An 11,864-nucleotide genomic window follows, 5' to 3' on the forward strand; every position below is an offset into this window, starting at 1 on the left:
TTCTTAATTAAATTGATTCATTGTATCTATAAAAGAATGGCCATCCAATAGAAATTCAACAGCAGCGACTGATTGATCGATGCTTTGTTCGATCAAGGGTTGCGTCTCTTTACTAAAGGGACTGAGAACATGTTGGACGACTGTTTTTTTACCTTCTGGTCGACCAATACCAACTTTTATTCGATCAAAGATCGTACTATCCAAATGAGAGATAATACTCTTGATCCCATTATGTCCGCCTGCACTTCCTTTTTGTCGTAAACGGATTTTACCGATTGCTAAATCTAGGTCATCATAAACAACCACCAACTCTTCTGGATAAATCCCAAAGTAAGTCATCAATGGACCAACCGCTCGGCCAGATTCATTCATAAATGTTTGGGGTTTGACTAATAAAATTTTCTCACCTTTGTGGAAAAATTCAGCTACTTCTGCTTCAAATGTGTTTTTCTTAAAGGTCGCTTGGTGTTTTTCAGCCAAACGATCCACCACCATAAATCCAACGTTATGCTTTGTATGTTCATATTTCTTTCCTGGGTTTCCAAGCCCTACGATCATTTTCATTTCTGCGCTCATCCAATCTTATAAACAGCACAAAAGGCTGGACTGCTCATAGGCGGTCCAGTCTTTGACTCGATTTTTTTATTATTTTAGCTCCTATTAGTATAACACACAATCCTTTGTTACAGCTAAAAAGAGAAACTTAATAAATGAAAAAATGATTAAAATTATAATTCAAAACTAATGAAATCATTGGTTTTGCTAAATAGTGAAATAACGCACATGTAAGCTTTTACATATGGTACAACCTTGTTATCTGTTATATTTTGTAACCAAATAGCGTGACAGCAGGCTTTTTCCATGTTAGCATAGGCATGGGAAAAACAAATCAATGGAAGGATTGATATAAATGACTGCAAACGCAGAAAAAAAAGATCATCAAAAAGTAATACTTGTTGGAGACGGTGCTGTAGGTTCTAGCTATGCCTTCGCTTTAGTTACACAAAATATCGCTCAAGAAGTTGGTATCATCGATATCAATACAGCAAAAACTGAAGGAGATGCGATCGACTTATCACACGCTCTAGCATTTACTTCACCTAAAAAAATCTACTCAGCATCTTATGCAGATGCACATGATGCAGACTTAGTCGTTATCACAGCTGGTGCACCACAAAAACCAGGTGAAACACGTTTAGATTTAGTAAATAAAAACTTAAAAATCAACCGCGAAGTTGTTACACAAATCGTTGACTCAGGTTTCAATGGTATTTTCTTAGTTGCTGCTAACCCAGTTGATATTTTAACTTACTCTACTTGGAAATTCTCAGGGTTCCCTAAAGAGCGCGTAATCGGTTCAGGAACTTCACTTGACTCTGCTCGTTTCCGTCAAGCACTTGCTGAATTAGTTGACGTTGATGCACGTAACGTCCATGCGTATATTTTAGGTGAACATGGAGATTCTGAGTTCCCAGTTTGGTCACATGCCAATGTTGCTGGTTTACAAATCTATGAATGGGTGAAAAATAATCCAGACGTGGATGAAGAAGCAATGGTCAACTTATTCTTCGGTGTACGTGACGCTGCTTATACGATCATCGAGAAAAAAGGCGCAACATTCTACGGTATCGCTGTAGCTTTAGCACGTATCACTCGCGCGATCTTAGACGATGAAAATGCAGTTCTTCCATTATCTGTTTATATGAATGGTGAATATGGACTAAACGATATCTATATCGGTGCACCTGCTGTCATCAACCGTCAAGGTATCCAAAAAGTCATTGAAATTCCATTAAGCGACAGCGAACAAGATCGTATGGCCGCTTCAGCAAAACAATTAAAAGATATCTTAGATGAAGCTTTTGCTAAATTGGATGCTGAATAATTAATTACTTGAGACGCTATCGTTCTCACTAAAAAAGAATACACGTTGTTCCAGAAGTAATGTCTTCGAAAACAACCTCATCTTCACAGGGAATCCTGAAAATCGACCTTCCATTTTCTAGGATTTCCTGTTTTTTTATACACTTCCGTATATAAAATCCTTGCCTAACTATCGTTATTTTTCTAAGCAGTATGTTAATTTTTATATAAAGAGGGACATCATTTCGTCTTTTACTGTAAATTATGCTATGATAGAGTCGTTACACCCTATAACTATTATTATTAAGGAGTTGCAGATATGACAAGATCTTCTCATCGAAAAAAATCAATGAATATTGGTTTGCTTTCTGTTCTCGGTGTGATTCTAGTATTAATCGGCTTTTACACCTACCGTAGTACATATTACACGAATCGTTTTCTTCCTAAAACGGAAGTCAATTCGATCAATGTAAGTAACCTGACTATCGACCAAGCAAATGACAAGCTAAAAGAAGCTTATTCCAATAAGACGATTTCAATCAAAGAAAACGGAACGGTTTGGAAAGAGATTGCAAAGTCCGATCTTGGTTATAAAAAGGATTTTTCAACTGATCTAGCTTCCATCTTGAAAAACCAAAATGCTTGGACTTGGGGAATGAACTATGTAGCTGCGGCCGAAAAACAAGAAATCGATCCACTAAGTGCGGAACGGGAACAACTGGATCAAACGATCGAGACATTGTCTACGGAATTGACTGAATTGAATAAAGAACGTACGCCTACTGCCAATGCAACGATTGAAAAGTCTGGTGACTCATTTAAAATCAAGCCTGAAGTGAAAGGGAACACGGTCGATGTCGAAGCCGTTACGAAGGAATTGACAACTGTTGTCAATGATGGAAAAGATACAATTGATCTGACTGAGTTCCAAAAAGAACCAACGGTCACATCTACAGATAAAAAGTTGACTGAGCAGTTAACGACAATGAATAATATCGCTAAAGTAAAAGGAACTTACAGTATCAATGGTGAAACAGTTACGATCCCTTCTTCACTCATCGTTGAATGGCTCACCTATGAAGATGGAAAACCTGCGCTTGATTCAGAAAAAGTTCGTCAATATGTTAGTGAACTTGGCGAAAAATACAATACAAGTACGAATGATACTAAATTCAAAAGTACCAAACGTGGCGAAGTAACTGTTCCTGCTGGCACGTTCAGTTGGACGATCCAAACAGATAGCGAAGTAACAGCATTAACAGAAGCGATTTTAGCAGGACAAGATTTCACACGTTCACCAATTGTTCAAGGTAGTACAACTGCCGACCACCCATTGATTGAGGATACGTATATCGAAGTCGATTTAGAGAATCAACATATGTGGTTCTACAAAGATGGGAAAGTAGCACTTGAAACAGATATCGTTTCAGGAAAACCTTCTACCCCTACTCCTCCTGGTGTCTTTTATGTCTGGAATAAAGAAGAAAATGCAGTATTAAGAGGAACGAACGATGATGGTACACCATATGAAAGTCCAGTGAACTATTGGATGCCAGTCGATTGGACAGGTATCGGTATCCACGATTCGGATTGGCAACCAGAATATGGCGGCGACTTATGGCGAACTCGCGGTTCTCATGGTTGTGTCAATACGCCACCAGGTGTCATGAAAGAATTATTTGGAATGGTTGAAAAAGGTACGCCTGTTTTGATTTTTTAATCGTAACTACTAGAGCACAGTTGCAGACACGCAACTGTGCTCTCTTTTTTACTTTTTCTTCTTTATAAAAGTAAATAAAATACATATAACAACTGCAGTCAATGCCCCCATCGAATCAAGCATGACATCTTGGAACATTGGTGAACGATCGCCTGTCAACATTTGATGGAACTCATCTAGACCGGCGTATCCTGTCGCAGATAACCAAGCAAGAACCCCCGTTAACCACCAGATTTTCATTTTCGGGAATACACCTAGATACAGACTACCTCCTAATAGAAAATAGGTACCAAAATGGGCGCCTTTTCTTAAAAAGAATTCAATGAATTTGCTGTATCCAGAATGGTCGATACTGATAACACTTTCTCCATAAGTAAACTGGATACCTGATAATGCTTCTTTAAAGGGTTGGTTTGGGAACCACGCATCAATTCTTGAAAGTTGCGATTGTTGTCCATAGGTTTGCGAGGAGCTATAAAATAAAATAGCCATGATCATTAATGCAAACACTAAATAAAAATTTCCATTTTTTCTTTGTTTTTTTAAAAACTCCATAAGTCACCTCTTCTTTCTATGATAGCTTTTTTTTCATAAAACAACAATAATTTCTCCAAGACTTATTCCTTCTTTAAATGCTATACTAGAGATAGTACCATAAATATGAAAGGGGTTTTTTGATGACTTATTCGCTTAACTGGGATTTAGATTCTATCTTTCCTGGAGGAAGTGCTTCAACTGAATTAAATGAACGTTTGGCTCAATTAGAACGACAAATAGAAACATATTACGAACAAATCAATCAATGGTCATTTTCATCCGAAGATATCGATTCTCTTGTGACGATTTTGGCACTTCAAGAAAAAGTAACCAATGGCTTCAGCCAATGTAATAGTTATATTACTGCTTTATTATCTGCTAATGTAAAAGATTCCGATGCAAAGATTTTATCTGGTAAACTCTATGCTTCATTACCACGTTGGCAAGCAGCAGATACGATCTTATCGAAAAAATTTGCAGAAATATCTGACAATGAATGGACACACTTGATTGCTCAAGATCAATTAGCTCCGATTGCTTTTCGCATGAACGAAATTCGTCGCGATGGCGCACGCTTGTTATCTGAAAACGAGGAGCACATTATCAATACATTATCTTTGGATGGTTTGAATGCCTGGAGTAGTCATTATGATACGATTGTCGCTAGCGTGACTGTACCATTTGAACAAGAGGGAGAAATCATTGAATTATCTGCTGGTCAAGCATTCAATAAAATGATGGGTGATCCTGATCCAGAAGTCCGCAAACAATTATTTACAGCTTGGGAAACTGCTTGGCAAGAAAAAGCACCTTTATTTACAGACACTTTGAATCATTTAGATGGGTTCCGTCTATCCACCTATAAACTACACGGTACAACAGATTTCTTACAAAAGCCTTTAGAATATAATCGCTTGAAAAAAGAAACATTAGATGTAATGTGGGAGACGATCCAAAAAAATAAACAACCCCTTGTCGATTACTTAACAAGAAAAGCCAATCTTTTCGGTAAAGAAAAAATGGAATGGCAAGACCAAGATGCACCGATCATTCTAGGTGATATGAAAGAAAAAACCTTTACCTTTGATGAAGCGGCAGCATTTATCATTGAGAATTTCAATAAATTCAGTCCTAAAATGGCTGAATTTGCTCAAGACGCTTTTAACAAAAGTTGGATTGAAGCAGAGGATCGTCCTGGCAAACGACCTGGTGGTTACTGCACCGAATTGCCTGAAACACAAGAATCTAGAATCTTCATGACTTATAGTAATTCAGTCAACGAAGTCGCTACTTTAGCCCATGAGTTAGGTCACGCTTTCCATAGTAGTACGATGTGGGATCTTCCAGCGTTGAATCGTGAATACGCGATGAATGTTGCTGAAACAGCAAGTACCTTTGCAGAATTGATCGTAGCTGATGCAACACTTAAAGCGGCATCAACAAAAGAAGAAAAAATCAATTTGTTGGATACGAAACTACAAAATGCTCTGGCTATGTTCATGAATATCCATTCTCGTTTTATCTTTGAAAATCAATTCTATACTGCTCGACAAAAAGGACTAGTCGCAGAACAAGAGATCACTGATATGATGATCGAAGCGCAAAAAGAAGGATATGCAAATGCATTATCTACTTATCATCCTTATTTCTGGGCAGCAAAACTACATTTCTTTATTGATGATGTACCGTTTTATAATTTCCCTTATACCTTTGGTTACCTGTTCAGTTTAGGTATTTACGCCTATGCTAACGAGCAAGGTTCAAGTTTTGAACAAGAGTATATCGACTTACTACGCGATACTGCTTCGATGACAACGGAAGAATTGGCTCAAAAACACTTAGGTGTAGACTTAACGAAACCAGATTTTTGGCAAGCAGGTATCAACATGGTCTTAGAAGATATCCAAAACTTCATGGAATTGACGGAAGAATTTATTTGATCATGCTTTCTAAGCAAGAAAATTTTAAAGGATCGAACAGACAGTTACCAAAAACTGTTTGTTCGATCCTTTTTAGTTTCGTAAAAAAAGAACTAACTCACTTTAGAGTTAGTTCTTCATAAATTACATACTTACAGCAAAGTCAGGTGCATACCATTGAACTGAGCCAATTTTAACACTTTCGCCCGGTTGTGGTGCGTGGATGTATTGTCCGCCACCTAAAGAAATTGCTACGTGGTAAGTGCCACCAGCTGCTCCCCAGAATAATAAGTCTCCAGCTTTTGCTTGAGAAACTGAGATTCTAGCTCCTGCTGATTCTTGAGGTACAGTCCAACCACCGATGTCACGACCAGTTACTTGTAGGTACACATAGCGTGTAAATCCAGAACAATCAAATCCACTTGGATCTTTTCCACCCCATACATAAGGAGTCCCAATGTATTTCATCGCTTCAGCTACAATCGCTGCTCCATTAGTAGATGGAGCCGTTGGCGCTGGAATTGAGGGTGCCGGTGTTGATGGCTCCGGCGTTGATGGAGCTGGCGTTGATGGAGCTGGCGTTGATGGAGCTGGTGTTGATGGCTCCGGCGTTGATGGTGTTGTTGTTTCTGGAACAGATGGTGTAGTAGTAGATTCTTCTGTTGAAGATTCTGGTACACTGCTTTCAGTTGTTGAATCTTCTGTTGATGTAGATGATTCAGGAACTGAAGATTGTTCTGTTGAAGATTCAGCACTTGATGATGATTCTGAAGTAGCTGATTCAGAAACTTCTGTTGATTCTTGTACTGATGAAGAAGAAGCTTGTTCTTGCTCTTGTGCTGCTGCAGCGGCAACTGCTGCTTGTTCACGTGCTTCTCTTTCAGCTTGTTCTTGTGCTGCTTGTTGACGCGCTTGCTCTGCTAAACGAGCTTGTTCACGAATACGTGCTTGCTCTGCTTCAGCTTCTGCTTTTTGGCGGTTCAAGTCTTCTTTTTTATCTTCTGCTGTTGCTTGTTCAGCCGCTAAAGTAGTTTTTAGGACATTTAAATCAGCTTGTTTTGATAGTAAGTCGCCTTTTTGTGATTCTAAAGCCGCTTGGTTTTCTGCTAACTCTTGTAGCTTCGCTTCATTTTCAGCTTTTTTATCTTCAACTGCCTGTTTGTCTTCTTTTTGTTGTTTCACTAAGTCTTGGTTCGCACGTACAATTGATGACATTGCTTGAACGCGTCCGATAGCATCTGAGAATGACTCAGCATTCAATACTGCATCGATGTAGTTAGAGCTTGTACCTTTAACTTGTGTTTCACGTGCTTGCTCTTGGATCGTTGCTTCACGTTTTTCGATACGTTCTTGTAGATCAGCAATTTCTTGTGTCAATTGAGAAGACTCTTGACGTAATGTTGCTTGATTAGCTAATAAAGTTTCAGCTTTTGTATTGATGTCAGCGACTTGACCTTCTAATGCCTCGATTTGAGATTGGGCACTTGCTTGTTGGTTTTGTAATTCCGCAATTTTTTGATCTTGTTGTTGTATTTGAGAATCAAAATCTTCCGCCGCGGCTGCGATCGGTGATGCTACGGCAGTCAAGGCCATTGAACTTACCATTACTGCTGATATTAAACTCTTTTTCACTCTTCATTCCTCCGACTGGCTTAATTTAATAAATATCTAAAAATATTTAAGTCTTTCTTAACGATAACAAAATTGTACCATAGCTGTATGTCAATGAGATAATAGTTATGTTACAAAAACATTTCAAAACAACTGATTATAATGACAGAAATGTAAGATGACATGGTTATTTTCATAATACATTTTTCAATAATTAAATAATGTCCGTTTTAAATTAAATAAAAAAAGGCTGAGACATTGGGCCTCTCGCACCACCTAAAACAGATTAAATGGCGGGCACAGAAGTAACTTCTTCGGCAATAAGGCGCCATCCACAAAAATTTGAAAAACAATTTCCGTGGATGGCGCCTTATTTCTCGAGACTAAACACCTCTGTCCCGACCTTCTTTGAATAGCTTCTTTAATGGGAATACAAGTAGAGCGAACAATACCATATTCAATAATAATGTTGGGCCTAAATATTTAGTGATAAAGTACGTACTATCTACACTCGCAAGTTTGAATACCATTTGTACGATCAATGTAAACAACTCATAGCCTGTGATGAAAATAATGAGGCTAAAAAACTCAGTAAAAATATTTACATGGATGACCGATTTCATCCCATACATGATAAATACTAATAAAGGTAAAGCAACTGCGTAAATACCAATCACACCAATATAGTAAGAATCAAAGATAATACCTAAAACTAATGTCGTGATCAGTAAGTAGCGTTTGGAAAAACTCAAACTGCAAAATAGTAAAACCAATATCAAAAGATGCGCACTTGCCATGTAGTCACCGCTCGACCACCTGATCATCATTCGGGTAAAGTGCCCATCGATCAACATGAGTAGGAACAGGAGGATCGGCAAATAAATGGTCATTTTCTCTTTTTTCAGCATGGACTATTCCTCCACAAGACGTTTGATGATCGTTACTACTGGGAGATCATACATATCCGCATAAGGTTTGACATAGACTTCGCGATCTAGCCCATAACTATCTGGTTTTGTTTTGATGACTGTACCGATTTGTAGATCTGCTGGCGAGTTGCCTCCAAGACCTGATGTTTGTACTACGTCGCCCTCTTTGATTTCACTGTCACCTGTTAGCTGTGTCACAACTAGCGCTTGTAACTTTTCGTCATAATTCTTGAGTAAACCGAAAGATTCTCCGTTTCCAGAAGATACGCGAACAGGAAAATGGTTGGAACTTACATTTGATGAAGTCAGCAATTCTACTTTAGAAGAAGTGGCATTGACTTCAATGACACGTCCGACTAAACCTTTTTGCGCCATGACTGCCATATTGACTTCGATTCCATCATTTGATCCTTTATCGACGACTAATAGATCTTGCCATGAGTCAGGTGAACGAGTGATCACATTTGCTGTGACTCTTTCATAACTCGTCAACGTTTGGCTTAAATCGAGTTCGCTTTTTAGTGCATCGATTTCTTTTTGCATGTTCTTGTTTTTTTGAGCTATCTCATCATAGCTGTCGATTTTTTCTTTTAACCGTTCATTTTCTGAATAGGTGGTGAAAAGATGATGTACTGAATCCACGCCATTTTGGACCCATTTGACCGGAGCAGAAATCGTCCGATCGACAAAAGAGACACTGTCGTTCACAATAGATTGGAAGAAATTGGGCTTTCCTTCATTCGCTCGCTGGGCAGCTGTCACACTTAGGACCGTTACTACAATAATAACGATGACTAAGGTAATAATGATATTTTTATTAGGATTGAACTTCTTCACAAAGACACCTCGAATTAAATTAGACTCTTACCTGTAATTTTATCATTAAATAAGGGGAAACAAAAGGCTCGACCCTTCTTTTAAGCTTTTTTTAGCAAATAATTTAAACTGTCATTTTTCCGCTTCATTTCTTTTGCTACTTTGTCCTGAACCGATCCATCAATCTTTACTTTGGATGACTGAAATGATTCCTTCAGAGAAGCTGAAGGATGCTTTGTCAGTGACAAATTCATTGCTTGCATAAGAAGTTGGACGAGATACTTCCTCGTTTGATAGTTGATATTTGCTGTCAGATAATGTCAATTGACTAACAGGTGTCAAACAACAGTAAGCCAAATACTTCATTTCAGGAATTTTTTTTATCTCGTAAGCTCCTGGTAGATAGTAAGTGATTACGTTTTGTTTGTCTTGTATTTGGATCTGTCGTATAAAGGGTTGAAACCGTGGTTCTAATGCTAACCATAGATTAGCTAATAAATGATCTAATCTTCCACCAGTTGCACCGATCAGTGTCACGCTTGCTTCTGGAAAGTGTTCGAATGTCTTTGCTAAACCTAGCTGAGTGTCCGTATCGTTTTTCTCTGCTGGCGCTTGGTGTACTTCGACAGCTTTATCGGATACTCGTTGATATTCCGAGGAAGACAATGAATCAAAATCACCGATTGCTAGATCTAATGAATAGCCTTTTTCAAGTAAATAGAGTGCCCCACGGTCAATGCCCACGTATTGATCAAATGATTGCTGTGACAAGTCTGGCCAATTTTCTGGTGATCCGCCTGCAACAAGTAATACTTCCATTAGCCTAATGCCTTTTTCAATTGATCGATTTGAGCTGCTGGATCTTCTGCACTATAGACATAGGAGCCTGCAACAAATACGTCTGCACCTGCTTCACGACAAATTTTTGCAGTTTCTGGAACGATTCCACCATCCACTTCGATTTGATAGGTCCAATCGTTCACCTTGCGTAATTCCGCTAACTCTGCGATTTTATCCACTGTTTCTGTAATAAAGCTTTGTCCGCCAAATCCTGGATTGACTGTCATCACTAACACTTGATCAACTAAAGGCAAAACATGCTTGATCATTTCGATCGGTGTACCAGGATTGATAACGACCCCTGCTTTGACATCTAAATCTTTGATCATCTGGATCGCACGATGGATATGTGGTGTCGATTCCACATGGACCGTAATGATATCTGAACCTGCTTTTGCAAAATCAGCAATATAATTTTCAGGATTGATGATCATCAAATGAACGTCTAAAGGTAGTTTTGTGACCGGACGGATTGCTTGCACTACATTCGATCCGAATGTAATGTTAGGAACGAATTGGCCGTCCATTACGTCCACATGGATATAGTCTGCTCCACCTTTTTCTACTCGTTCAATGTCTGCTTGGAGATTGGCGAAATCTGCGCTTAAAATCGATGGTGCTATTTTCATAAAAATACCCTCCTACTTTCTTCTAGTTTCTTTTTTGTTGTACATCGGTTTACGGTTTTCAACTTCTTGCAAAAATTGCAAGTAATTGTCATAGCGAGTCTGTGCAATTTCTTTTGCCGCTACTCTTCGTTTGACTTCACAATCTGGCTCTTTTACGTGCATACACTCTCTAAAGCGACAGTCTACAGAAGCATCGACAAATTCAGGGAATTGTTTGGATAACTCGACAGGTTCGATGACTAAGAAATCAATAGAACTGAAACCTGGTGTATCGGCAACCAATCCATCATAGAGTGGTAATAACTCGACATGTCTTGTCGTGTGACGTCCACGTCCCAAAGAATCAGATATTTCACCTGTTTCTAACTCAAGCTCTGGTGAGATTTGGTTGAGCAACGTCGATTTACCTGCACCTGACTGTCCCATGAAAACAGTCAGTCTTTCTGGAAAATAGCGAACTAATTCATCCGTGTCACCCTGTGTGCGAGGGACGATCACTGGATAGCCGATTTTTTCGTAAGTCTCTTTAATTTCTTTTATTTGTGTAGAATCGACAGCTAAATCCGTTTTCGTCAAATAGATCACTGGCTCGATCGATTCATATTCCAACATGACTAAAAAACGGTCGAGTAGATTATAAGAGAATGTTGGTTCGATCAAACTCGTCACAACAACTCCTAAATCAACATTTGCTACTGGTGGTCGTACTAATTGATTTTTACGTGGTAAAACTTCTAGTAGATAGCCATCGGTCTTGTTTTCACTTTCAAATATGACTTGATCGCCAACAAGGGGCGTGATCTTTCGATTACGAAAATTCCCTCGACCTCGTGTCTGATAGGTCTCTCCATCTTTATATACGTAATAAAATCCACTTATTGCTTTTCTGATTTGCCCTTTAATGAAACCCACCTCCATTTTTAGTATATTTTACCATAGGACAGCAGAAGTTAGGAGAAATCACCAAAAAATAGACCTAAGAATTTCCTCAAATGCCGCC

11 protein-coding genes are annotated in these 11,864 nt (G+C 38.7%); 3 read left to right on the forward strand and 8 right to left on the reverse strand.

Annotated features, from left to right (window positions below):
• Positions 1 to 3: 3 nt before the first annotated feature.
• On the reverse strand, positions 4 to 564 hold the full coding sequence (pth, locus tag IGK01_RS13030; protein ID WP_224434298.1) for an aminoacyl-tRNA hydrolase: 561 nt from the start codon (positions 562 to 564) through the stop codon (positions 4 to 6).
• A 346-nt stretch (positions 565 to 910) separates the two neighbouring features.
• Between pth and IGK01_RS13035 the strand changes: the two genes are divergently transcribed.
• Both IGK01_RS13035 and IGK01_RS13040 read left to right on the forward strand, forming a co-directional pair.
• Positions 911 to 1,885, forward strand: a complete 975-nt coding sequence (locus tag IGK01_RS13035) for an L-lactate dehydrogenase (RefSeq protein WP_019722338.1) — start codon at positions 911 to 913, stop codon at positions 1,883 to 1,885.
• Between the two features lie 297 nt (positions 1,886 to 2,182).
• The gene (locus tag IGK01_RS13040) at positions 2,183 to 3,583 is read left to right on the forward strand and encodes a L,D-transpeptidase family protein (RefSeq protein ID WP_438840812.1); all 1,401 of its coding nucleotides are present in this window, start codon (positions 2,183 to 2,185) and stop codon (positions 3,581 to 3,583) included.
• A gap of 48 nt (positions 3,584 to 3,631) precedes the next feature.
• On the opposite strand, the gene IGK01_RS13045 is transcribed toward IGK01_RS13040, so the two are convergent.
• Positions 3,632 to 4,138 carry a VanZ family protein gene (locus IGK01_RS13045; RefSeq protein ID WP_010734112.1) on the reverse strand — a complete coding sequence of 169 codons (507 nt, stop codon included), beginning with the start codon at positions 4,136 to 4,138 and terminating at the stop codon, positions 3,632 to 3,634.
• A gap of 122 nt (positions 4,139 to 4,260) precedes the next feature.
• Between IGK01_RS13045 and IGK01_RS13050 the strand changes: the two genes are divergently transcribed.
• Positions 4,261 to 6,060: a M3 family oligoendopeptidase gene (locus tag IGK01_RS13050; RefSeq protein WP_010734111.1), complete on the forward strand. Its 1,800-nt coding sequence runs from the start codon at positions 4,261 to 4,263 to the stop codon at positions 6,058 to 6,060.
• Between the two features lie 123 nt (positions 6,061 to 6,183).
• Here IGK01_RS13050 and IGK01_RS13055 read toward each other — a convergent pair whose 3' ends face one another.
• From IGK01_RS13055 to rsgA, 6 genes are all read right to left on the reverse strand, one after another.
• Positions 6,184 to 7,671, reverse strand: a complete 1,488-nt coding sequence (locus tag IGK01_RS13055; RefSeq protein ID WP_438840813.1) for a C40 family peptidase — start codon at positions 7,669 to 7,671, stop codon at positions 6,184 to 6,186.
• Positions 7,672 to 8,033: 362 nt separating this feature from the next.
• Positions 8,034 to 8,558, reverse strand: a complete 525-nt coding sequence (mreD, locus tag IGK01_RS13060) for a rod shape-determining protein MreD (RefSeq protein WP_010734108.1) — start codon at positions 8,556 to 8,558, stop codon at positions 8,034 to 8,036.
• A 3-nt stretch (positions 8,559 to 8,561) separates the two neighbouring features.
• Positions 8,562 to 9,416 carry a rod shape-determining protein MreC gene (gene mreC / locus IGK01_RS13065; protein ID WP_010734107.1) on the reverse strand — a complete coding sequence of 285 codons (855 nt, stop codon included), beginning with the start codon at positions 9,414 to 9,416 and terminating at the stop codon, positions 8,562 to 8,564.
• A gap of 159 nt (positions 9,417 to 9,575) precedes the next feature.
• Positions 9,576 to 10,214, reverse strand: coding sequence for a thiamine diphosphokinase (locus IGK01_RS13070; protein WP_438840814.1), 639 nt, complete (start codon positions 10,212 to 10,214; stop codon positions 9,576 to 9,578).
• On the reverse strand, positions 10,214 to 10,864 hold the full coding sequence (rpe, locus tag IGK01_RS13075; RefSeq protein WP_010734105.1) for a ribulose-phosphate 3-epimerase: 651 nt from the start codon (positions 10,862 to 10,864) through the stop codon (positions 10,214 to 10,216). The genes IGK01_RS13070 and rpe overlap by 1 nt, the downstream gene beginning before the upstream one ends.
• Before the next feature lie 12 nt (positions 10,865 to 10,876).
• Entirely contained in the window at positions 10,877 to 11,776 is a 900-nt protein-coding gene (gene rsgA / locus IGK01_RS13080) for a ribosome small subunit-dependent GTPase A (protein WP_029593934.1), read from the reverse strand.
• Positions 11,777 to 11,864: the final 88 nt, after the last annotated feature.

The sequence above is a fragment of the Enterococcus sp. AZ080 genome (genome assembly GCF_051714945.1).
Lineage (GTDB): Bacteria > Bacillota > Bacilli > Lactobacillales > Enterococcaceae > Enterococcus_B > Enterococcus_B pernyi.

Excerpts from the sequence above, each read along its gene's own strand:
- pth (WP_224434298.1), bottom strand. The coding sequence starts at position 564 with ATGAAAATGATCGTAGGGCTTGGAAACCCAGGAAAGAAATATGAACAT.
- IGK01_RS13035 (WP_019722338.1), top strand. The coding sequence starts at position 911 with ATGACTGCAAACGCAGAAAAAAAAGATCATCAAAAAGTAATACTTGTT.
- IGK01_RS13040 (WP_438840812.1), top strand. The coding sequence starts at position 2,183 with ATGACAAGATCTTCTCATCGAAAAAAATCAATGAATATTGGTTTGCTT.
- IGK01_RS13045 (WP_010734112.1), bottom strand. The coding sequence starts at position 4,138 with ATGGAGTTTTTAAAAAAACAAAGAAAAAATGGAAATTTTTATTTAGTG.
- IGK01_RS13050 (WP_010734111.1), top strand. The coding sequence starts at position 4,261 with ATGACTTATTCGCTTAACTGGGATTTAGATTCTATCTTTCCTGGAGGA.
- mreD (WP_010734108.1), bottom strand. The coding sequence starts at position 8,558 with ATGCTGAAAAAAGAGAAAATGACCATTTATTTGCCGATCCTCCTGTTC.
- IGK01_RS13070 (WP_438840814.1), bottom strand. The coding sequence starts at position 10,214 with ATGGAAGTATTACTTGTTGCAGGCGGATCACCAGAAAATTGGCCAGAC.
- rpe (WP_010734105.1), bottom strand. The coding sequence starts at position 10,864 with ATGAAAATAGCACCATCGATTTTAAGCGCAGATTTCGCCAATCTCCAA.